Raw genomic sequence first — 22,195 nt, forward strand, 5'->3', positions numbered from 1 at the left:
TAACAAGTGGTACTCTGTTATATTATTTAGTGTAATAGCCCGATAATAAGGAAACAATCTAATGATTTTACGAATAACATTAAAATATTAAGGTGATCTGATGACGAAAAGATATATTCCAGTGCTGACTGAATTAGACAGAGAACTGCCTTATTATGTTGTACAGGCCGGTCAGCATTGGCTGCAGGAGAATGTCATACGCCCCCAAGGCTATTTATATCAGTGGATTCAATGCGTTGAAGGAGAAGGGGAATTAATAGTCGAAGGCAAGGTCTACCGGGTAAAGGAAGGAATGGCTATGCTTCTATTTCAGGGAGTTCCCCATGAGTATTATGCAGTAAGCTCCTCCTGGATCGTCGACTGGATCGTCTTTGACGGCCATCAAGTGCAATCGTTTTTGAACCGCATTGCTGGCATCTCAGCATCCGGCGTATATTATGTCTCCAGGCCTGAGGCGCTGTTGGCCAGAATAAGGAATGTCCTTGATATTGGGCAGTCGAACGCCGGATTAAAGGGTATCCAATGCTCTGGAGTGATGTACTCCCTGCTTACAGATATTGTGCAATATGCATCGGTCCTCCCCAACCATAGCGCCACCAGCCTCAATTTCAAGCTTAAGCCGCTGTTCGATTACATGGAGCAGAACTTCCGCCAGCCGCTCACGCTGGAAATCTTGGCCGAGGTCATCGACGTTACGCCGCAGCATTTATGTACCGTTTTCAAAAAAACAACCGGTATACGTATTTTTCAATATATTCATTCCGTAAGGATTAAAAAAAGCAAGGAGCTTCTCCTGCAGCATTCTCAAATGCAAGTGAAGGAAATTGCTTATCTTAGCGGCTTTGAAGATGCCAACTATTTCTGCTCTGTCTTTAAAAAGCTGGAACAAATTACACCGAGCCAGTACAGGAACATACATTTTTGATCCATTGAATAGAAAAACAAAAAACCACGTCTTAGCAGGCACATTGTACCCCTTAAGACGTGGTGCTTCGCTGACTTCGTTCCCATTCACCGTCGGTTTGCCATCTTCAAATTGGATTTTGCTTACCTTTTCCAAAAATTCATTCAGCGGGTCTTCTCCATGGATTGTCAGAGAATTTAACCGGTCTAATGACTTTACACGGAACTCCGGCAGCGATCGAATTCGGCGGAATATCTTTAGTCACTACACTCCCCGCTCCGATAATGCTATTTTTACCGATGGTCACGCCTTGAGTAATCTTTACGTCTCCGCCAAGCCATACGTTATCTTCCAGAATGATTGGCGCCGAATACACCCCTTTTTCTGACCGTTCAAAAGGGTCCTCCGCATGATTGGCTGCATACAGTCCCGCTCTCGGTCCAATATATACATCGTTGCCTATTTTCACTTCATTGCAATCGAGGATAATCATGTCATGATTAATGTATACATCATTTCCGATGGAAATATTAAAGCCAAACTCGCAGCGGAAATTAGACTCAATGTACACATTTTCCCCCACTTCGGCAAACAACTCTTTAAAAATGGACATGTCGTAGTCATCATTAGTATTGACTTTATGATTGTACTTCCGACATTCCGAAATAGCATGCGTTCGAAGTGCGGCTACGTCTTTTCCGGCATCATCATACATGTCACCAGAATTAACCATCCTTTTAATTTCTTCGATATTCATAAGCCCTCCTGTATTTGACCTATCCTTTTTCTTTTGTACAAGATAAAATTATATCAGCGCGCCATCTAAGAAACGTGCACTTTATTCTCCAATTATATAACGATATTCCCAATCGGGAGGTAAATGAATTTGATTTTAGACAACCAGCATCTAGACCATACGCTTTATGAAAAAATTCAACATGGCCAAAAGGATTTCCCCATTCAATTTTATATAGATGAGCTTTACACATTTGAAAATAAAAAATTTCCGCTGCATTGGCATTTTGAATTGGAATTTTTCATCGTACAAGATGGTCCCCTGCGAGCTCAAATCGGTAATCAATTCATAGAGCTAAGTCCAGGGGATGGCATTTTTGTTAATGGAAATACGTTACATTCTTTTGAACAGGTTCATAAAGAAGATAGGTGCAAATGTCCTAACATTGTGTTCTCTGCAGAGATGATTGCACCCCATTCAAGTATCATCTTTCAAAAATATGTCCTGCCTATCCTCATAAATTCGGATTTGCCTTATTTTGTTCTGTATGCTGGTATTCCTTGGCACAAAGAAATTTTAAATAAGCTTTCGTCTATTTTTTCCTTATTGCATCAATATGGCCTGAAGAGTCCTTTTGGCGACTTTCCCTATCTCCCTTTAAATACTGAGCATCGGGAAGAAGCGTGTTTTGAAATGCAGGTGCAATGCGTTTTGAATCAAATTTGGCAATCCATCTACAGGCACTTGGATCAAATTCCTAAAATCGCTCAAACTCAAAAAGCTATCCAATACCAGGTACGATTGCAAAAAATGCTGGCGTTTATTCATCAGAATTATAGGTTTGAGGTTTCGCTTCAGCATATTTCGCTTGCAGCCAATATAAGTAAAAGTGAAGCGTCCCGCTGCTTCCATTCCTTTCTGAACTGTTCGCCCATCGAATATTTGCTGCAGCATCGTGTTGAGTCATCCAAACATTTGTTAAGCTATACCGCCTATAATATCCAAGAAATCTCCTTAGAATGCGGCTTTAATTCGCCTAGTTATTTTATTAAAATATTCAAAAGGAACACAGGGATGACACCAAGAGAATATAGAGCAAACAGCAATAGCACCTAGTGTGTTACTTTTTTTGGAAAACACATCATTAATAATAAGAACAGCGTACCCAGTAGTGTGGGCACGCTGTTCTTATTATGTCCCTCCTGATTACTAACCTTGGTTAGAACTCGTGCTGAAGCGAAAGACTAACATTTCTCCAACTTCAGGATGATGGCCAAGCTCTTCGGAGTATTTTCCGTTGGTGCATGTGTTAAGTGTCCTGCGCCAGAAACGTTTCGCACGTTCGTTTCGTTCGGTGGGATTGGTTTGCACTTCCCATTGACCTGGCATCTTTTCAATAATCTGACGCACCGCTTCTTCTCCAACGCCCTTTCCTCGATAATATCGTAATAGGAAGAATTCATTCATGTAATAATCGATATAGGGAGGACATGGTGTGAAAGGCGGAGTCGCCACAAAAGCAAGACCGGCTGGTATATCATCCACTATGATAAGATACGGGAATAGAACGTTCGGGTGTTCCCACCAAATATCAAACACGCGATTCTGTTCAATCAAGGTTCGGGTATCATCATTCTCAAACACCCCATAACGATTGATCTTGTGTTCCCACACCTCGGACAAATCATGCAGATAAAGAGGATAAATATTATTGATAATAAACTTTTCCTCTATACCGCATAGTCGAACGGTAACCTTTAACTTATTTGCTTCATGATTAACGCTATCCATTTTGCAACCCCTCCAGATTCGCTACTTTCAATCTTCGATTTTACTGATACCATAATTCTTTCCTAGCATCAGTATAAAGTGAATATTGCATCCTTTATAGGCAGAGTATTCGTCTATTCATTTCTTACATAACAAAAGGCTCGCGTTGGATAAAACCAACACGAGCCTTTTGTTATGCCTTCGTATTATAAACAATCTTCTTAATGCTGTCATGGGATAGACAGTAGGAACTCGCGAGTTGATCCACATTCATTCCCTGCCGGAAATGCTTCCGTATCTCTTCGTTTCGGTTCAAAAGAAATTCACGTTGCCCTGAATGATGCCCCCACTTTTTTCTACATCCTTTGGGTGCGGGGATATATATGGTCTTGCCTTGTATATACTTTTGTATTTCATGAAGTAATTTTTCCGGTAAAATCTCACTTGCTGAAACATATTTCATTGGCTTCGCCCCTTCATCTAATAGCGATGGAAAGTTGCAAAGCCTACATGACAAACGGTTTCTTGCCGTTCATTCCTTGTTATATGGTTAGAATAATAGGCTCCATGCAAACAACCGCGTTAATATCATATAGACTTTGCATGGAGCGAGTCTCGTAACTTCGCATCGGTAAAATTTCACGAAGCATCGTTTTACTAACACCCTTCATAACGACATCCCTCTTTTCTGATGATATTTAATTTGTTATAGTTATTTCTTCGTTACGATGATGAATTCCTTCTGAAGAGTTGATTTTGATTCGCAATGTATTGCTCCATTTCTATTAGCAATTACACTAACTATTGTCCTACATATTTTAAGTGATAAACTGTCCATGCCTTAATTGGTAAGCTACGGGTATTAGTAACATTTTCTCTCCCCATTTCCTTGCAGTTCCAAGCATCATATGTGATTGCCTCATACTCTAATTCAGTGCCATCAAATGGTCCGCACCACAAACCTTTACCAGGTAGATCATAACGGCAAAATATTAAATATTCCTTCATATCCCGGTGTAAAGTGAAATAGTGATGCCCCTCCGTGTTTAATGGATCCCGTTCCATGTATTGGAACTGGCAAGTTTCTAGTATTTGCTTCATGAACTTGAGTCTAGGTGCGCTCTTGCCTATCAATGTACCGCCATATGCCCAAAAAAGATCTTGTTCATTGTCGTTAAGCTGAATAACTTCGCCATGAGTTGCATAAGAACCGGCCATTACTGAAAGCCAATGACGAAATACAGTCGTTTCGCTGTCATTATTGCCCCATTCTTCTTTAATATTTCCTTCGTACTGATATTCATCATTCACGATCGGTTTCTTATATCTGTTTTTTAATTCAAGAGCAAGCGTATAAGTATCTGGATGCTGATAACTGACATGGGTCATCCAGTCACGGTTAGGATAAATAAAACCAAACGGAATATTATGAATGGAAATTAGGTGACTGTGCGGGTCATTAGCCTTAATTGTCGCACCGAACAAATCCCAGTCTTTACGATCCATCCGAACGCAAGTTTTACCCTCGGGCGTCTTATCCACATCAAACTCATTAGCCAAAGACCACCATACGTTCCTATATGCAGACAATCGCGCAATTAAATAATTAATATATAGCAGCTGATCATCCTGCTGCATTCCAGCGTCAATTCCCCAACAATCGTATGGATGGAACAATATCACATCCGCTTCAATTCCCAATTTTAATAAATCCATAATCCGATCTTCTAAATTTTGAAAATACCCAGGGCAAAACCGCTGAAAATCGAAAGAATTAGGTTCTCCTTCAAATGGGAATACAGACGGCTCGTACGAAATTTCAAATTCTTTGTTCTCGCCTCTACCGCGCATGTATTTTGGAAATACGAGCATACGAATTTTATTAAAGCCATACTTTTGGAATGAATCCAACGTCCGCAGTCTATTTTCTTCTGGTAGGTACGTCCATGCGTAGGCGGTAGTACCCATGACAAAAAACGGATTGCCGTCCGCATAACTAAAGTGCGTGCCCGTTACTTGGATAGGCCCGTGATTCCCAGGGGAAGGGGCTGCAACTACGAATGAACCCTCTAATCCTTCAAAGTTGCCATAATCCGAATATAGTCTGAAACGATATTCACCCTGCGATTCGGGCATAAATCGGAGCTTCCAAGTAGAGCCCCCATCATGAAACCCTCTCATTTGCTTTGATTCTTTTCCATTCCAAAACTCCCCGTAAAGATTAACGTCTTTGAAAGGATTATTGAACGTATGAGAGGCCTGCAGCTCGATTTCGAAAATATTCCATTGCTCAACGCTTTCTATAAATTTCATTTTTGTTCACCTCAACCTTTACTATTTATTTATTGGCTAATTAAATCAGGATTATCGTAGAAGATCTTCCCGAATTGGCGTGAAGATGTCCAGAAGAGCGGAAGATTCCAGGGCGGTCACGCCATGCTTTACCCCGCTTGGCACATAGATAACATCTCCCGGCAGCAGCAGCCGAGTCTCGTCCCCAAGATGATATTCAATCTGGCCCCATAAGCAATAACTGATTTGTTCGTGAACGTGATTATGGTCACGCCCGACCGCTCCCGCTTCAAAGTGCACTTCCATCGTCATTAATTGTCCCGAAGCCGTCAAAATCTTGCGCTTTACTCCGGGCTCTGCCGATTCCCATACGTCAATATTCGTCCCCATTTTCGCTCCTCCAACAAATCTAGTTTGCCAATCCGATCTCAAACTGGTGTTCCTTACGTCCATCCTCCGTCTCCAGTATGACGGATACATGTCGCCGGTCCACTGACTTAATAGATGCATTCAGAATATACGGCCTATCATCTTCGTACGCCTCAAACACATTCACATATAAAACGTCATTGCCCCCTTCAACCCGGCTTAACATATAGGAAATTTCGCTGGTCGAGGGATTATCTGGCCCCATAGCATAAATGACGAGATGAGGCTCCGTGCAGAAGCTGAAGAGACTCGTTGTGCAGTTGCGATACTTCCAGCTCGTATGCATCGTTCCTTCCGGCTTGTGGCGCTGTACCTCACGGACATATTTGAGCGGTTTGTTCGCATCCAGTGCCGGATACTCCTTGAGCGCTGTCTCATTGTGCACGCCGCCCAGCTCTCCTCTGCTATGCACAATCCAATCAACGCTTCTTCCTGCGGCGTTCTCCACTAGAAATGCCTCAACAAAATAGCGATCCCGCCATAAGATCAGCCGTCGCATCTTTATATTGGAATAGTCCGCTTCGCTCCATTCGACGCGCGTCAAAGAATCGATACCGGGGAACGAGCCATCCCAAACCGCTTCGGCTTCAAGCAGAATCTGTGAGCCGTGCCGCTCGTATTTAATTGTTCGCCCATTGGCTGGAGGCTGGTTTGCTCCATTGATCGCAACGGTATTGTGGGTTGCCGTATTTTTGTAATAGTCGTAATGAAGCTGCGCGCCATATCCGGTTGTTCCCAGATCGGGGATGATATCTTCGCCAAAGGCCGAGAATTGAATGCCCAGCTTGTCGTAATGATCGTGTTCTCCGCCATATTTGCCATGCTTTATCAACAAATACCGCTGGCCTTTGCCTCTGAAGACGGTAAAACCAGAATGCTCGTTGTCATGATAGTCCTGCAGGTTAAATTCCGAAGTTGCTGGCAGTTCATCCACGCCATATAGGAAGGCCTCGAGGTTATTTCTATCGTGAGTTCTATAATGCTGATTCAACATCCAGGCGAATTCCCAGTCCCCATAGACGGTATAAGCAAACTCATAAAAAGCAGGCAAGTGTTCCCGCAAAATATCACCGACTCCATCGCCTATCGTGGGCAATTTGAACTCTGGCTGTAAAAGGCGAATTGGCATTTTCAGCATGTTGCGATATTCGGGTCGCTGCAACAGCCCATAAGGCGTACGCCTCACGAACTTCTCATAAACCATGAATGCTTCCAAAGCGAAATAATGATAATGAAACGTTCCTTCAAACCAGAAGTCGTCCTGCAGCACAGCATGTTCCAGTTGATACACCAGGCCGTATTTGGTATGAATTGCAAATTCCATAATATCTGGCCTCTCAAGCAGTACTCCCAGCATGCCCATTGCCCCGCCGACAAGCACTTCATGATTATGGATTTGATCCATTCGGTATTCCATCAGTAATTCTGCGCATAGGGTGAAAAGATTATCATCGATCAGCTGCCTGTTCTGCATGGTTAACGTTTCCTTAATGATGTCGTATCCCATCGCCAAGCTGCGTATCCAGACGGCTTCGCACAAGGTTTGGGCATTGGCCTTCCCTGGATTATTGTATGGAATTCCTCCATGAATCTCATAGCTCGGATAATAGGTCGCATACCGCAACAATATCGCTTCGGCAATTGATCGGTAATTCTCTTCGCCAGTTAGCAGCCAAAGCAACGCCAGATCGTAGCAGGAATCCGCATTGATTCCGTTGACGAATCTCCACCACGCCCCATCGTACGGCTCGCCCTCATAATCCTTATCGCAGACCGGACACCTGTGCCGCGAACCGTCTTCATATCGAAGCTCAAGTCCGACCGAGTGTACCGGACAATAATAATAGAGCGTCCAAGTCGCGACCGCCTTTTCCGGAATGTTAACCCCGTGCTTCAGCACAGGCTCCACCCGGGCCAACAGTTTCTTAATGATACGATCGTTCCCAGCCGCTCTCTGACGCAACGAGTCGACTTCTTGCTCGCTGAACTGAATCATCCTGCACCTCCCCCTTGTGCTTCTCTGTGTTCCCCATCTGTGCGTTCCTTGGCAGCTACGCGCAATTTGTTGTGAATAGGCAGGTGTTTTTTAGTCATGTGCTTGCTCGCTCTCCCATCTGATTACCTTGCTATTTTATATTCATAATAATTGTTTCTGGGCCAACAGCGTGTGATGCTACCCGATGCTAGAGGGGGTGAGAATCAACTGTTAAATGGCGATATGAACACTCTGTATTGCACTAGGCACCACCAAAAAAATAAAACACATGCCCGGATCATTATCGATCCGACGTGTGTTTTATCATTTCTAACTTATCCTTTAACCGAGCCGGCCGACATCTGCATAAATGACCGATTGGTAAAAATATAAACGATCAAAATCGGCAAGATAGACAAACATGCTCCTGCCATCATAAGATTCGTCTGTTGAGCCGCTCCCGCAAACCCATATCTCAAATTGGCAAGGCCTACTGTAAGGGGCTGGAGACTTGGCGTGCTCATCGTAAATACAAGCGGCATAATATACTCATTCCAGGCGGCACGAAAGACAAATAACCCGGCAACGCCAATTCCTGGCGAGAGAAGCGGCAAAATGATTCGGAAAAAGACTCGGAAATACCCGCAGCCGTCAATCAATGCTGCCTCATCGAGATCCTTCGGTATAGAGCGAAAGAATCCAATGAGAATAAAAAATGTCTGCGCATGCCCAGCGACGAGGATGAGAATGATTGCCAACAGCGACTTATTCAATCCGATTGCCATCATAAGATCGAATTGGGGACGGAGAACTACAGCTCCGATTGAAATAAAAAGCGTAGCAGATTGAAGCAATACATACAGCCTCTTCCCCGGGAAACGAAAACGATCGACGGCATATCCGGCAAATGAAGCAACCAGTAACGTGCCAATCGTAGTTGTCACTGAGATCAAAAGACTGTTCCAGGTAAATCGGCTAAAATTCGCCCCCTCCCATGCATCCTTATAATTGGACCATTGCAAGGATTTCGGCAACAGTCCTCCTCCAAGATTAATTTCGGCATTGGTCTTCAAAGAGCCAAGAACGGCCATGACGATAGGATAGACCATTAGGAGCGCCATTAACAGCAGAAAAGCCCCGAGAAGGATAAAGCCGAATGATTTCTTGAATCGTGATGATACGACGCGTTGCCGCGTTAATGGCAGATGTTTTGTCGACATCGTTGCACCCCTGTTCTAGTAAATCTTGCTTATTTTGCGGGACATGAAAAAATATAGTCCCGTTATGATTCCGACGATAACAGCCGTTGTAAACCCAACCGCACTTCCGTAACCAAAATCTTGATTGACTGACGAACCAGTCGATACCGGGAAGAATAGCCGGTAAACATACAGATACATGACATCCGTTTTGCCGATCGGCCCGCCTTCCGTAAGCACCATAATACTCTCATAGCCTTTCAGGGATACCGTAATGGCGAGCATGATAATCATCTGCATAACTGGACCGAGCATCGGAACGGTAATAAAACGAAATTTCTGTACCTCGCCCGCCCCGTCGAGTGAAGCGCTCTCATACAAGTCATTGGAGATTCCTTGCAGACCTGCGAGAAACATAAGCATGTAATTTCCTATTGCACCCCAAGATGCAATGATAATGACCGTCAGCATCGCATATTTGGTTCCCAGCCATTCAACAGGTGAAGAGATCAAGTGAAGACTTAATAACAGCTCATTCAATGAACCATTATAGGAGTTGAAGATGACATAGAATACAACCGCCATTACCGAAGCACTGAATATAGTGGGAAGAAAAAAGACAGCTCGCAGAATCTGTCTTCCTCTGATCGCACGGTTCAAAATGACGGCGAGTACCAGCGACAATGGAATCGTAATCAGCAGCTTCCCACCCGCATAGACAAATGTATTGAGAACAGCCTCCCAATATAAATGATCATGAACCAGCCTGGTGAAATTATCCAAACCGGCGAAAACAGGCTTGCCAAATCCCTTATAATCAAAAAACATATACCGCATCGCCCAAATAATCGGGTATACGGCAAAAACAACTGTCAGAAGAAAACTCGGAAGCGTAAAGAGATAGGCGACGCCGAGCTTGCTCTTGAGACTCATGGTGCAGTTCCTCCCTTGTGAATTAATGTGTGCACATCTGTTTTGCTTGCTCCTGTTCATCATAAGCTAAACGAATGAAGGAGCGTGTGCGGCTCATTGATTTACAAAGGGGTGCAACTCAACTTTACTGTCATTAAAGTTATACGGAATTCGCAGGATGACAGACGTCTCCCCGTCAGCAGCAGCAAGCACCATCTCGATGGAATCTCCGAAATACAATTTCAGCCTTTGGTACACATTTCGTAAAGCAAACGACCCCGATGAGTTGTCTAGCTGGAGATCGCGCATAATCTGCTGCGTGTCCATTCCGCTACCATTGTCCCTGACTTCCATTACTAAGTAATGATTTTGATCATTGTACACCCTAATCAGAATGCGGCCGCCGGTATCCCAATTTTTAAATCCATGAATAATCGAATTTTCCACAAGCGGTTGAATGATGATTTTGGGAATCGAAAGCTGAAGCAGATCCGGATCTTCCACTCGAATTTCATATTGGAACAGATTCTGGTAACAGTTGGCCTGCAGCTTCAAATAATGCTCCGCATGCTGAAGCTCCTTGTCTACTGTAGTCCACTCCTGGCCGTTGTTTAAGCCAAGTTTAAACAGCTTTGAAAGCGACATCACCATTTGTTGGACTTCCGATACCCGTTGTTGAGATCCTGCTTTCCAATAAATCGCGTTTAAGGTGTTGTATAAGAAATGCGGATCAATTTGTGCTTGAAGTGATTTAATTTCAGTCTTTCGCTTGTCAGCCTCAACGGTTTTCACCTCTTGAATTAACGATGATATTTGGCTGAGCATCAAATTAAACTGCTCGCCGACCACACTCAGCTCATCCTGGTAAGGGCTAACAAACCTTACCGTTAAATCATTGTTATCACCAGCTGCGCGCATCAGCTTCTTGAGCTTGATGAGCGGTCCTGATAAGAAATGGGCAAGCAAGTTGGACAAGAGAAGTGCTAGCAGAACGCTGAATCCGGTAGCCCCCACGACAATCCATTGAACTTTCTTCAACTCCTGCAATACAACGCTTCTTTTCTTAATACTGACAAGAACCCAATCATCGATGACTTTGGAACGTTGATAAGTGACGAGGAGCCGATCTTGTTTCACGCGATGGTCGAATGAGCCAGAGGATACTTGGCTTATTTGTCCCAAAATGGACGGCTCGGATACCAAATCTTCATATTGAAAAAACGGCTGATCCATCAACGGTTGACCATTTGTCCCCAAGATAGCGATTCCATCGCGATATTCATTTGCATTTTCAAGTAAATAGTCCATTAATCCCTCCTCGCTGATATTGACAATGACATACACCTCAAGCTGCGGATTATCAGTAATCCCTCCTAAGATCAGGGAAATGACGCGATCATGGTCAGAGAAGAATGGGTCCGCGTGCCCTTCTATCCACATCGTTCGATGTTGAGCATCGAAGCGTTTATAATATTCGCTGTCGCGAAACGTATTCTGAGTTACACGAGCGTCCGGCGGGGGATAAAACTCCCCAATCGGTGTAACGAGCAAGACCGAGCGAATTAGTGGTTCATTCAAGCGCAGCTGCATGAATGGAACTTGAAGGGCAGAATAATGCTTGAAGTAGGACTCAGTTTCTCCGTATTCGGAAGAGCGGACCATTGCCTTAAAGGCATCGCTTATTAGAAGATTTGACAGCGATACGGCGAGATGCCTAAGCTTCTCATCGAACGCCTGAGCGGACTTGTAAAGCATATCTTGACTGGACTCAAGCGCCTTATCCGCCATAATTCTCGAAGTCATATAATACGTCATAATACTGGTCGTTGATACCGCTATCAAAATTAAGCAAGTAAAGGCCAGTCGAATACGATTTTTATAGGAAAGACGGTAGAAATACGATTTCATAGCCCTTCATCTCCTCCGCTTCCGGGAGCATAGCCCAGGGTGGCCCGATACTCGGACGGTGTCATGCCGGTCATCTTTTTGAACATGTCGCTAAAATTTCTCCGTTCCTCATACCCTAGTGCTGAAGCGATATCTTGAATCGTATTTCCACCGACCAGCATTTGTTTGGCTTTATTAATTTTCAATTCGGTTACGTATTGGCTGAATCTCTTGCCCGTCACCTTCTTGAACAAGCTAGCAAAATAGCTCCCGCTCAAATAGACGTGTGAAGCGCATTGATTTACCGTTAATTCTGCATGCAAATGTTCTTCAATGTAACGCAGAGCCCGTTCAATCAATTGATACGTCTCGGTGGACAGTCGGCTGTTGATCAATCGGCATCCTTCCTGGCATATGAGCCGAATTAGATGGTACGCCTCTTCAATGACACTAATTCCTCTTCCCTGCAGCTCGCGCACCCTGCTCTCCAGTTCCGAGACTTCCTCATAAGCGACTTTCTCCAGCAGAGAGCGAATCAGCACATTGGCGATGCCAAACAATACAAATGATTGATACAGGGGGTGGGACAGAGGCTTATCGGACCGGATCTGCTTATATAAGCGATCGAGAATAGCTAGCGCTAGTTCTTCATTACCTAGGAGGATCGCAGCCGCCATATCCTTCTCTTCCTCAGCCGGATATCTTGCGTTACTCTGCTGATAATTGGCGATATCGCTGTAGCGTATGACTCCTCCGTCACCTGTGTAGAAGTGATAAGTGAGCGCCGTATTTGCCTCCTGATAAGAATCAGGCAAAGTTTGTACAGTGTCTGCCACGTTGCCAACACCGATGGATATGGACTTTCTGGCATACCGAAGGCAATTTTTATAGCACGACTCGGCCAGACTCTCCATTAAGTCATTGTCATTCGTATTGTAAATAAGCAGAATTCGGTCGACCGACTCTCGAATGACATATCCCTTGGTGAAGCTCCGGATCGTCTCTTCGAGGATATTGTGTATTGCAAAATAAGTCAGTTCTACCTCGCCAATTGCAAGCGATTCACGGTTGGCGCGAAATTGGTCGACCTCCGCTACCATGACGGCAAGATTGTTTTTACTCAAATCCATCTCCAAAAAATCCCACCTGCGGCTCACTTCCTGCTCATTGGCGCGATGATGAACCAGCAGTCTAAAATATTCTTGCCGCAACACCGGCATGCTTTCGTTCACTTTTGCTTGCAGCTTGCTGTGCTGCACTTTCAGACTCTTTTCGACAAGTACCTGATCTCGAGCATTCCATACGACCTCAAGCACATCCTCCATTGAGAATGGTTTTGTAATAAAGTCGAAGGCGCCGAGCCGAACTGCTTGCTGGGCATATTCAAAATCGGCATAACCTGTCATGAATATCAAATTTGCAAGCCGAATGATATTGAAACATGCGACGGGCCATGTCGATACCATCGAGCCTCGGCATGCGAATATCGGTTAGCACAATATCCGGCAATGCTTGTCTTAACAATTCCAATCCTTGCTCTCCATTATTTGCTGTACCGACAACCTTGATACCATACTCTGTCCAAGGGATTTGCTGTGCCAATCCTTCCACCACACTTGGAATATCGTCGATGATCAATAAGGTTATCGGATTCATTTGCGCATCTGCCATCTCATTTCCCTCATTCCTGATGACCTATATAGTAAAGCGGCCATCCCCCATGGGGAATGACCGTATTCTTGCCCTATAGCAGATAGACTTTATTTCGCCAATGACCCTTGCAATTTGCTCGCATCGAATTCAGGATCCTTCGGGTCCTTGATCTCACCGCCGCTAATTGCCTTCTCCAAAGCAGTATTGTATCGATCGTTCAAATCCTTCACGACTTCTTCCCATTTGCCGCCTACCAGAATATACTTCCAGAAGGTGTCGGCATATGGTACTCCGTCTAGCGTCAAAAAGCCGGTTGGAGCGACAGGCCACATCGCGTCGTACTTGGTTGGAAGGAAATAGTCCAGACCATAGATATCGCCGCTCAACTGCACCTTCTCCGAAACACCGGGTGCTAGTGGAATTCCAAGCCCCTTTTCCGCATATGGAACCATCGTTTCATCGCTTTGCAGAAACTCGAAGAGCTTCCAGGCCTGTTCCTTCTTCTCAGAAGAGCTGCTGATCTCCATCCAACTGGTTCCACCGTTCGTACCGACCGCTCCCGCCATCGTACCGTCAACAGTTGGAACCGGAGCAGCTGCCCACTTAATAGTGGTCGGGAATTGCGATTGATATACACCCACCTCAGCCGCATAAGAAATGTACATGCCGATCTTGCCTGCCGCAAATTGGGCGCGAAGCGGATCAATATCCAGCGACTCCACTCCGGGCAGCATACTGCCATCATCCCTAATTTGCTTGAAGGCTTGAACAATATCCTTGTACATATTGAAATCGAATTTGCCTTGCTTAAAGTCATAGCCGTGACTTCCCAGCCCCATGGCTTGAGCAATTCTGACGCCTGAGCGTTCAAAGGCGCTGTTCGGGTTCTTGAAATTCAAAGCAAAGCCGTAGATGCCGTCTTTCTTTCCGAACTCCGTAATTTTCTGAGCATCCTCTACCATCTCCTTCAGCGTTGCAGGAGGATTGGCAATGCCAACTTTGTCAAAAATATCTTTATTGTACACCAAGCGTATGGTGAAGCCAGCATTCGGCAGAGAATAGATTTTCCCTTCGTAGGCATTGAGACCTTCAATTTTGGTAGGCTCGTACCGCTGCTTCATCTCCGGGCTCATGTATTCGTCCAACGGTTCGAAATATCCCTTTTTGGCAAAATCAATGAAATTCGCAGTGTCTGGCATAAAAATGTCTGGGGCTTGCTTGCTTGCAACCGCCATTTCAAATGATTGCTTGAAATTTTCCGACATAGAAACAAGTTCAACATCAATATTGTCTTTGTTCGTTTTATTGAATTCTTCGATGCGGCTTTTCACAAAGTCCAGATCTGCCCGGCCGAATGTCCAGAACAGCAATTTGGTTTTTGAAGCGACGGCTCCTCCCCCTGAACTGCCAGGCTTACTCGAGCTGTTGTTCTCATTTGAATGGTTAGAGCTGCATGCGGCAACCAAGAAAACCAAAATAGCTGTCATTAATGCGAGTCCTGTTTTTTTAAACAACTGAATAACCTCCCTTGTATTGTATATCCTTACGTTATGATCATAATCGGATTGGACACATCAGCGTGTGATGCAAGCCGATGGTGAGAGTGGTGAGAACCAACTATTTGTTCAGCTTCGTCGAATTTTTCAATAGAAATTAGCGATGCGGAACTGCCCCCAGAAAAAAAGCAAAACCCATCATTTTCGAAAAATGTGGGTTTCTCTGCAATAAGCAGGCTATAGGTAACCATTTACTTATAGCCTTTTAAATCATGAAAATAAATATACCTATTATTTAAATTTTGATTAACAAAATTTCAGTTTTAACCAACACGCCGTTTAAAAAGCTCGTTTCTCCAGATGCCAGATATACCCTCAACGTGCCGGAGTTGATATTCTGTAGGGACGAATGTCGCGCCGGTTCCCGTTTCGAACCTTGGCGGCCCTGCTAATAGCGCCAGTGTCCACCACGAAATGCAGGGGCGAAATGTAGCTGATGGTGAAGGCCGTTTTTTTAGTTCAATGGTTCGCAGCAACTAGGTTAATCAGATTGGATCTCCCTGTACAACGAAAACTAAAACTCCGTGCCAAGCACGGAGTTTTAGTTGATTTCATTGATTTTCTTAAGTCAATGCTTATCGCTTTCGAACCGATTATATTTGTCAGTTACTGTTGACGGTACATTACCCCCAACTGCCTTGAATAAATTACCTTATAACAGTTCGTCTGCAATCATTTTTGCCTTTTCCGCAAGCGCCCTCATATCATCGGTCGGAACAAGCTCGGCTAAATCGTAGGACAGCGGATTACGGGAAAACTTGTTCAATTCATCCCGAAGCAGGTTTCTATTTTCTTCAGAGGCATCAATATAAAGTTTGCGCGGCTGCCTAGCTTCATCCAAATCATGCAAATCGACATAGCCTGATTTAAGACTTTCCAACACAATGGCTGAAAGATCGATCAGAGCACCGCAAGCTATATCAAGCTCTACCCGAAAGTTGCCGTTAGCACTTCTCCTATCAAATCCAATATTTCCGCCGTTTTTCAAGTCCCCCTCAGAAAGCAGAATATCGAAGCCCAAGTCCTTTAAAATCTGATTGAGCGTCACATCCGTTAAGTCCAAATGCTCCAAATAGTCTATTAATGCCAGCGAATCATCGGAACCGCCAATTAAATCTCCCCACCATTTGCTTATGTACATATGATCATCTCTGCTTTCTTTTTAGGCATTCTAATTTTCCAAATCAAATGGGATATCTATCGTAATCGAGCTTGTGGCGTTGGGAAATGGCACAAACTTGATCCGATAATAAAAAATGTTGTACCTTTATATTCGAATTAATCTAATTCGGCTCGTGAAAATAGGTCTTTTATGAATGAGTCATCTTCACATGCTTCCTTAAACGCGATTGCAAAACTAAGTATGGCTTCTCTATTGTCTGAATAAGCAGCGAACATATCGGCTTCAGGGTCAAATCGCACAATATCAACTAAATGAGGCATTTTTTCTTCAAGAAAAACGGCTGCTAATGAACCCCAATCATAGCCATTGCCCTCAAATCCTTCTTCGGCTCGCGTTTGAAAAATATCAGGCTTATATTTGCCAACACTTAAAATCATAGATGTGCTTCCATTATTATGAGCAACTAGCCCAAATGGGTCTATTTTTTCATTAACTTCTAACAAACCTTCATCCTGTTCAACTTTAACGATATGGATAGTTTCATTTCCTGCTCTATCAGCAGCGTTGCGGCTCATTTCTAAAAACCTTCTGCCATGTGCATCTTCAGGGTCTAGTGCTACAGCTTGTTCAAACGCAGCTATCGCTTCCTTATACTGTTCAAGGTAATAATAAGCATAGCCTAATCGGTAATGCCAAAGAGGGTCGTGCTCGCCTTGCTTTTGCACAGATAAAAAATATTGGATCGCTTCATGATAATTTTCTTGATTATTTAATGCTCTTGCCAAATGGCAAACTAAGTCATAGTCCCTGTCTGCTTCGGGTATTTCCATAATTTTGTTAATGATTTTCTCGTACTGGTCCTTGTTATGCCAAAGAGTGAGCTGCTTTAATAGATCCTTATCCATCTTTGTATTCTCTCCTCTAACTTTAATTAATTGGATTTTAAGCAAGTCATTTTAATTTGGGTGAGGTTTTCTAAGTTGATTTCAATTTGCAATTCGGTATGCTCATTAATAGCGATTAGGGTTTTATCTTTCATTTCTAAGCTTTTTATAGGATTTGAATTTTCAAAAAATATTCCCCATACCAGACGGTCTTCAGCATCCGTACAAGCAATAAATCCTTCATTGCCCATTTGACCATCACCGCCATAGATTTTCCCGTCTTGATAATCAATGCTGACCCATTCATCAACGATCGTCCAATAATCATCATTATACTTTGCTATGCTTTCAATGGTGGTGTCACACAAGGGCGAGCAAAAAAATGCACTTTCTTTTGTGTTAGGGTTATATGTGCTGTAACAATTCAAAATGGTTACAGTCCCATTTGGAAAGATGATGCAATTCATGCCGGGCAGCTCATGCTTTTCAAGATTCCAATGTTCCGCAACAAAAAAATTCATAATAAATCCCCCCTTATTTCAACACTCTCACTTTTTGAAAGATAAAAGTCTTCCCAATGATCTCTTGTGTTCTGTGATTGTGGATTAGCAGGAATTATAATTTTTTCCGCTGGCAAGAAAAAATAGTTCTTTTGGGTATGCTTTTGCAATCCTGAAATTTTCTTCAAGTCTCTTTGTAATGCTCGATAAAAGGATTGAATTTGTTTGTTAGGATTTTTTGATATCATACGCATTTGTATAAGTTCTCGACTTTTATAGGTTTCTCTGCCGCCTTTAACTTCAATAGAATAAGAGCTTGGTTCATCGTAAAAATATCCAAATTCGTTTATTTGGGTTATATCTTGTAAAGGGTAGCAGGAAAAGAAGAAAGAGTTATACGCAGAATCATTAAAATAACTGGAGAACAAATCGTTTTTTTCACTTTCTAAAGATGAATATTGACGGTCACCCTGTACGTTAACAAATATTTCGGCATATAGTTTAACACCATGGCTCAGCATTATCTGATGGCTCACAGCAAGAAAATCCATAACAGGCATTGAAATATTAAAATAGATGGATATGCTATTTCCCTCCTTGTCCAAAATCTAAATGAATAGGGCGTTATTCAAGTTGAAATTCAACCGCCACCCTCGAATCCCTCGTCTTCCCTACCAATCACGTTCTTGAATGGCTGCTTCTGTATCTATGTCGATACCAAAAAAGGCTAAAATATCTTCAACAGTTTGTGCAATTGATTCTCTCGCAACCGTTTCAATTTCGCTGTCATTTTCGTCAAACTCTTCTGCAATAACATTGATTGCTTGGATGGCGAAATCAAGCTGTGCTTGAATTTCTTCGATATCTTGATTTCCTTGTTCCAAAAATTCAACAACTTTAACAAGTTCAGCTTTGACTTTATCCACAAGAAAATCAGGGAAATATCCATCAATATACATATCTTTTAAATAGTCAATTGACTTACTGCTATTATTTTGCACAGTTAGCACCGATGGTTTCATTTTGTCTGACTTTCGTTCGATTTTACCTCGGCTCCAATCTAATAATGTTAAAGTCGGTTTATCTCCTGGATCTAGCTTATCTGTAATTTCAAATTCTCTTAAGGCTTCCTCATATTGTTCAAGATAATAGTAGGAGTAGCCCACGCGAAAATGCCAAAGAGGGTCAGCCTCGCCTAGTTTTGCAATCGTCAAAAGCTGTTGAAGCGCTTCATCGTAACGTTCCAGATTATTCATAGCTCTTGCCAATAAACTGATCGTATTATAATCTCTGTCTGATTGGGGAATTTCCATAATTTTATCTATTATTTTTTCATGTTCATCTTCTTCATGCCAAATATTAAGTTGTGCGAACGGGTCTTTCTCCATCACTCTGCCTCTTTTCGTTTGTAAAATAGTAACACTTCGTAAATACCAATACATATTCCCCAAATTTCAATGAGCTAAAAATTGCTATCCTTTCAGGAAAATTCGTTGCAAACGGATTAGCCACTTGAGGCGGATGTGCCGCTGCAACCATAATGTGTATTCCAGTCTAAATCCAATACAATGGCCTGTATGTCCGATATCTGCATCCTCTATCAAGTAAACCGGAGTCTTAATCTTCCAATTATAACCTATGACAAGGGCAGGTGATAGGTTCGATTGAATTAATCTGCCGATTAACTTAATCTCCACTTTTATGCAATCCTCGTAGGAGGAGGATGAGTCTCTTCTTTCATTTTTCTCTATAACTTAACAGTGGTATTGGGACATTGAATCTTTCTGGTAATGTGAAAATGAAAAAAGACCATCTCGATATATGAATCGAAATGGTCTTTATAGTGGTTCGAATTTAAGATGGACTTTGTACATCCAAAGTTACCAAGCGTGGCTTCGACTGTAGTTTCTATTCATCTGGCAACTGCACGGTATCTTGCGCTGTTAACCTCTGGATTCAGCATAAAGCTGATCAAAAGCCGCTGCTGGACCGTGTACCCGCAAGCCGAGGCTGCCCGATGCGAAGGATGAATCCGTAACGTCTATTTTGGCCGCAGCCATGTCATCGACATACACGCGAATACGTGCTCCATCGGCGATAACTTTCAGGCGATAGGTCGTTCCTGTATTTACCGTCATGCTTGCGCCTGTAATGTAGGTCCAATTGTTATCGAATTTTCCGAGAACGACGGAGCCGTTCGTATTGATCGCAGCGTAATATCCCTTCAAGCTATTGGCGCCGAATCCCGGGTCGGACACGCGAAACAAAAGGCCGGCATCACCGCTTCCGGTAGTCATGCGGACATCGCCTTCATACACTACGTTGCCGAACGACGAAGTAGAAAAGACAGATTTATGACCGCTGCCGGCGCTTACCGTGTAGGCCCCGCTGCCAATCCCCCACGTCCCTCCGTAAGCTGCCCAGCCGTCGGGGTTTCCATCGCTGAAGCCGTCGGCAAACACCGGCGTTGCCGTCAGGTTGTCGAATGTCACCGCCGAATTGTACGTGCGCACGCCGATTCCGCCTGAGGTATAGGAACTGTCGCTGTGCGTGACGACAGGCGTATCCATATCATTAACGTAGACTTTAATAGTTGCTCCGTTCGCGACGACCTTCATGCGATAGGTCGTCCCTGGTGTTACGGTGAAGGAAGCGCCTGTCAGGTAAGTCCAGTTGGAGTTGAACTTGCCTAAAACGACCGTGTTGTTCGTATTCAGCGCCGCATAGTAGCCCTTCAGTGCATCGCTGCCTATCGCCGGGTCGGACACTCGGAACAGCAGGCCGGCATCGCCTCCGCTCGCCATTTTCAGCTCGCCCTCATAAACGAAGTCCGACAAGTTGATGCCGTTCGCGATTGATTTAAAGCCGGCTCCTGCATTTACGCCATAGGCTCCTCCGCTAACGCTCCATGAACCGCCGTATGTTGTCCAGCCATTGTCGCTGCCATCGCTGAAGTCATCGCCGAATGACGGACCTATCCACTCCAGCTCGATGCTGTCGATCTCCGCGTAGTTGACTCCTTTCGCAAATTTGATTGTGTTCTGGTAACCTTTCTTCATCTGTGTCTCGAATACGCTGACGTCGTAAGTATCCCAGCCGATGTTATTATAGCTGAGCGGGAACGGCGTGCTTCCGTTAACCGATACGTTGTGGGTAGCGGTTGCGCCGCTTCCGTTCGCATACCTCACATGGACTTTGTAGTGGCCCGATGCCGGCGCGTTGATGCCCTCGAACAGCGCGTAGCTGTCACTGTAGTCAATATATCCGGCGACTGCTCCGTGAGATGCTCCTGCTTTCGTATGAACTAGCGCGTTATGCAAGGTCGCGTGTTCCCCTTCAATTCGAAACTCGCCGGAAGGTACTTGTGTTCGCGCAGCTGGAGATACAGGAACGCCGAAATTTGGGGTTCCGTCCCCATTCCACGTGAACTTCTGCATGCGCGTCGGACGAGGTCCGCAGCCTTGCCCTGTTTCATTATTGGCATGATACACAATCCAATCTTCCGTGCCATCCTTTGATTTGGCAAAGCTGTTATGGCCTGTGGCGTATACGTTGTTCGAAGGGGAGGATTGGAACACGGAGCCAGAAGACTTTGTCCAGGAAGCGGCGCTTAACAAATTAGCCGTATCGGATGCCGTCAGCAAGCCGAGCCGGTAATTGTCCGACCAGCACGGGAAAGTCGAGTAACCAATGAAGATTTTGCCGTTTCGCTTGAGAACTTCAGGTCCTTCGACCAGATCGCTCTCCCAGCTTTGGTCGCGCGTCGCGATTTTAGTTAGCGGGGTGGACAGCGTCCACGGGTTGCTCATAGCGGCGATATAGATGCTCGACCAATTGGAATCATAACCGCCGTATAGAAAGTAGAGCGTGCCTCCGTTTTCGAACACAGTGCCGTCGAGCCCAGCTCCAGTACCGACGACTTTTCCTTTGCTCGTCCACGAGCCGGCGAATGGATCTGCCGAAGCGTTTTCCAAAATGTAGACACCACGGCAGGAGTCGCCGCAGCCTGAATTGGCCGTATAATAAATATACCATTTGCCTCCGATAGAATGAATTTCGGGAGCCCAAATGTCAGACATGCCGCTCGGAGGTGTCCATACCACCTTCTTCTCGCTGCTGTCGATTCCGGTCAACGTGCGCGAACGCCAAAGCGTGACATCGCCGGTCGTGCGTGTGTAATAATAATACCCGTCGTTGTCGTTATAATAGACCCAGGGATCTGCCCCGGCACTGTTAACGGGGTTTTGAAACTCAGTCGTGGGGGTAGCAGCGACGCTCCCAACAGCTAGCGACAACGCCATCCAAACGGCAAAAAGTAAGGCGATCGATTTTTTCATACGAAATCTTCCTCTCGCATTTGTTTTGTACTTGCACC

The 22,195-nt window shown here is 44.3% G+C and carries 20 protein-coding genes; 2 read left to right on the forward strand and 18 right to left on the reverse strand.

Annotation, left to right across the window (positions count from 1 at the left end):
* The first annotated feature begins 100 nt into the window (after positions 1–100).
* Positions 101–925, forward strand: a complete 825-nt coding sequence (locus BBD42_RS25060; protein ID WP_099520369.1) for an AraC family transcriptional regulator — start codon at positions 101–103, stop codon at positions 923–925.
* Positions 926–1,064: 139 nt separating this feature from the next.
* Here the strand turns inward: BBD42_RS25060 and BBD42_RS32695 are convergent, their stop codons facing one another.
* Positions 1,065–1,661: a sugar O-acetyltransferase gene (locus tag BBD42_RS32695; protein WP_172455618.1), complete on the reverse strand. Its 597-nt coding sequence runs from the start codon at positions 1,659–1,661 to the stop codon at positions 1,065–1,067.
* Between the two features lie 123 nt (positions 1,662–1,784).
* Between BBD42_RS32695 and BBD42_RS25070 the strand changes: the two genes are divergently transcribed.
* A complete protein-coding gene (locus BBD42_RS25070; RefSeq protein WP_099520370.1) occupies positions 1,785–2,756 on the forward strand; it encodes an AraC family transcriptional regulator in 972 nt (323 codons plus the stop codon).
* Between the two features lie 93 nt (positions 2,757–2,849).
* Here BBD42_RS25070 and BBD42_RS25075 read toward each other — a convergent pair whose 3' ends face one another.
* From BBD42_RS25075 to BBD42_RS25160, 17 genes are all read right to left on the reverse strand, one after another.
* The gene (locus BBD42_RS25075) at positions 2,850–3,431 is read right to left on the reverse strand and encodes a GNAT family N-acetyltransferase (RefSeq protein WP_099520371.1); all 582 of its coding nucleotides are present in this window, start codon (positions 3,429–3,431) and stop codon (positions 2,850–2,852) included.
* A gap of 172 nt (positions 3,432–3,603) precedes the next feature.
* A complete protein-coding gene (locus tag BBD42_RS25080; protein WP_099520372.1) occupies positions 3,604–3,873 on the reverse strand; it encodes a CD3324 family protein in 270 nt (89 codons plus the stop codon).
* A gap of 338 nt (positions 3,874–4,211) precedes the next feature.
* Entirely contained in the window at positions 4,212–5,723 is a 1,512-nt protein-coding gene (locus BBD42_RS25085; protein ID WP_099520373.1) for a DUF5060 domain-containing protein, read from the reverse strand.
* Positions 5,724–5,774: 51 nt separating this feature from the next.
* Positions 5,775–6,092: a cupin domain-containing protein gene (locus tag BBD42_RS25090; protein WP_099520374.1), complete on the reverse strand. Its 318-nt coding sequence runs from the start codon at positions 6,090–6,092 to the stop codon at positions 5,775–5,777.
* 19 nt (positions 6,093–6,111) lie between these two features.
* Complete coding sequence (locus BBD42_RS25095) at positions 6,112–8,127, reverse strand: heparinase II/III domain-containing protein (protein ID WP_099520375.1); 2,016 nt, start codon at positions 8,125–8,127, stop codon at positions 6,112–6,114.
* A gap of 314 nt (positions 8,128–8,441) precedes the next feature.
* On the reverse strand, positions 8,442–9,326 hold the full coding sequence (locus BBD42_RS25100; protein ID WP_099520376.1) for a carbohydrate ABC transporter permease: 885 nt from the start codon (positions 9,324–9,326) through the stop codon (positions 8,442–8,444).
* Positions 9,327–9,341: 15 nt separating this feature from the next.
* On the reverse strand, positions 9,342–10,238 hold the full coding sequence (locus tag BBD42_RS25105) for a carbohydrate ABC transporter permease (RefSeq protein WP_099520377.1): 897 nt from the start codon (positions 10,236–10,238) through the stop codon (positions 9,342–9,344).
* Between the two features lie 93 nt (positions 10,239–10,331).
* On the reverse strand, positions 10,332–12,125 hold the full coding sequence (locus BBD42_RS25110) for a sensor histidine kinase (protein WP_099520378.1): 1,794 nt from the start codon (positions 12,123–12,125) through the stop codon (positions 10,332–10,334).
* Positions 12,122–13,510, reverse strand: a complete 1,389-nt coding sequence (locus BBD42_RS25115; RefSeq protein WP_172455619.1) for a helix-turn-helix domain-containing protein — start codon at positions 13,508–13,510, stop codon at positions 12,122–12,124. The genes BBD42_RS25110 and BBD42_RS25115 overlap by 4 nt, the downstream gene beginning before the upstream one ends.
* Positions 13,488–13,775 (reverse strand): response regulator, encoded by a 288-nt coding sequence (locus BBD42_RS25120; protein ID WP_099520380.1) that lies wholly within the window; start codon positions 13,773–13,775, stop codon positions 13,488–13,490. The genes BBD42_RS25115 and BBD42_RS25120 overlap by 23 nt, the downstream gene beginning before the upstream one ends.
* 89 nt (positions 13,776–13,864) lie before the next feature.
* Positions 13,865–15,271, reverse strand: a complete 1,407-nt coding sequence (locus tag BBD42_RS25125; protein WP_237163225.1) for an ABC transporter substrate-binding protein — start codon at positions 15,269–15,271, stop codon at positions 13,865–13,867.
* A gap of 694 nt (positions 15,272–15,965) precedes the next feature.
* Positions 15,966–16,454, reverse strand: coding sequence for an imm68 putative immunity domain-containing protein (locus BBD42_RS25135; protein WP_099520382.1), 489 nt, complete (start codon positions 16,452–16,454; stop codon positions 15,966–15,968).
* A 137-nt stretch (positions 16,455–16,591) separates the two neighbouring features.
* Positions 16,592–17,341, reverse strand: a complete 750-nt coding sequence (locus BBD42_RS25140; RefSeq protein WP_099520383.1) for an Imm51 family immunity protein — start codon at positions 17,339–17,341, stop codon at positions 16,592–16,594.
* A gap of 26 nt (positions 17,342–17,367) precedes the next feature.
* A complete protein-coding gene (locus BBD42_RS25145; protein WP_099520384.1) occupies positions 17,368–17,841 on the reverse strand; it encodes a hypothetical protein in 474 nt (157 codons plus the stop codon).
* Entirely contained in the window at positions 17,838–18,341 is a 504-nt protein-coding gene (locus tag BBD42_RS25150; RefSeq protein WP_150131605.1) for a hypothetical protein, read from the reverse strand. The genes BBD42_RS25145 and BBD42_RS25150 overlap by 4 nt, the downstream gene beginning before the upstream one ends.
* Positions 18,342–18,491: 150 nt before the next feature.
* Positions 18,492–19,208 carry a DUF5713 family protein gene (locus BBD42_RS32920; RefSeq protein ID WP_481855900.1) on the reverse strand — a complete coding sequence of 239 codons (717 nt, stop codon included), beginning with the start codon at positions 19,206–19,208 and terminating at the stop codon, positions 18,492–18,494.
* Positions 19,209–19,763: 555 nt separating this feature from the next.
* On the reverse strand, positions 19,764–22,157 hold the full coding sequence (locus tag BBD42_RS25160; RefSeq protein WP_099520386.1) for a family 43 glycosylhydrolase: 2,394 nt from the start codon (positions 22,155–22,157) through the stop codon (positions 19,764–19,766).
* Positions 22,158–22,195 lie beyond the last annotated feature (38 nt).

The organism is Paenibacillus sp. BIHB 4019 (assembly GCF_002741035.1).
Taxonomy (GTDB): Bacteria; Bacillota; Bacilli; order Paenibacillales; family Paenibacillaceae; genus Pristimantibacillus.

What these genes read in the sequence shown, in the direction of transcription:
- BBD42_RS25110 (WP_099520378.1), bottom strand. Translation starts at nt 12,125, where the DNA reads ATGAAATCGTATTTCTACCGTCTTTCCTATAAAAATCGTATTCGACTG.
- BBD42_RS25120 (WP_099520380.1), bottom strand. Translation starts at nt 13,775, where the DNA reads ATGGCAGATGCGCAAATGAATCCGATAACCTTATTGATCATCGACGAT.
- BBD42_RS25085 (WP_099520373.1), bottom strand. Translation starts at nt 5,723, where the DNA reads ATGAAATTTATAGAAAGCGTTGAGCAATGGAATATTTTCGAAATCGAG.
- BBD42_RS25145 (WP_099520384.1), bottom strand. Translation starts at nt 17,841, where the DNA reads ATGAATTTTTTTGTTGCGGAACATTGGAATCTTGAAAAGCATGAGCTG.
- BBD42_RS25135 (WP_099520382.1), bottom strand. Translation starts at nt 16,454, where the DNA reads ATGTACATAAGCAAATGGTGGGGAGATTTAATTGGCGGTTCCGATGAT.
- BBD42_RS25070 (WP_099520370.1), top strand. Translation starts at nt 1,785, where the DNA reads ATGAATTTGATTTTAGACAACCAGCATCTAGACCATACGCTTTATGAA.
- BBD42_RS25100 (WP_099520376.1), bottom strand. Translation starts at nt 9,326, where the DNA reads ATGTCGACAAAACATCTGCCATTAACGCGGCAACGCGTCGTATCATCA.
- BBD42_RS32695 (WP_172455618.1), bottom strand. Translation starts at nt 1,661, where the DNA reads ATGAATATCGAAGAAATTAAAAGGATGGTTAATTCTGGTGACATGTAT.
- BBD42_RS25150 (WP_150131605.1), bottom strand. Translation starts at nt 18,341, where the DNA reads ATGCTGAGCCATGGTGTTAAACTATATGCCGAAATATTTGTTAACGTA.
- BBD42_RS25060 (WP_099520369.1), top strand. Translation starts at nt 101, where the DNA reads ATGACGAAAAGATATATTCCAGTGCTGACTGAATTAGACAGAGAACTG.
- BBD42_RS25095 (WP_099520375.1), bottom strand. Translation starts at nt 8,127, where the DNA reads ATGATTCAGTTCAGCGAGCAAGAAGTCGACTCGTTGCGTCAGAGAGCG.
- BBD42_RS25160 (WP_099520386.1), bottom strand. Translation starts at nt 22,157, where the DNA reads ATGAAAAAATCGATCGCCTTACTTTTTGCCGTTTGGATGGCGTTGTCG.
- BBD42_RS25115 (WP_172455619.1), bottom strand. Translation starts at nt 13,510, where the DNA reads ATGACAGGTTATGCCGATTTTGAATATGCCCAGCAAGCAGTTCGGCTC.
- BBD42_RS32920 (WP_481855900.1), bottom strand. Translation starts at nt 19,208, where the DNA reads ATGGAGAAAGACCCGTTCGCACAACTTAATATTTGGCATGAAGAAGAT.
- BBD42_RS25075 (WP_099520371.1), bottom strand. Translation starts at nt 3,431, where the DNA reads ATGGATAGCGTTAATCATGAAGCAAATAAGTTAAAGGTTACCGTTCGA.
- BBD42_RS25080 (WP_099520372.1), bottom strand. Translation starts at nt 3,873, where the DNA reads ATGAAATATGTTTCAGCAAGTGAGATTTTACCGGAAAAATTACTTCAT.
- BBD42_RS25090 (WP_099520374.1), bottom strand. Translation starts at nt 6,092, where the DNA reads ATGGGGACGAATATTGACGTATGGGAATCGGCAGAGCCCGGAGTAAAG.
- BBD42_RS25140 (WP_099520383.1), bottom strand. Translation starts at nt 17,341, where the DNA reads ATGGATAAGGATCTATTAAAGCAGCTCACTCTTTGGCATAACAAGGAC.
- BBD42_RS25105 (WP_099520377.1), bottom strand. Translation starts at nt 10,238, where the DNA reads ATGAGTCTCAAGAGCAAGCTCGGCGTCGCCTATCTCTTTACGCTTCCG.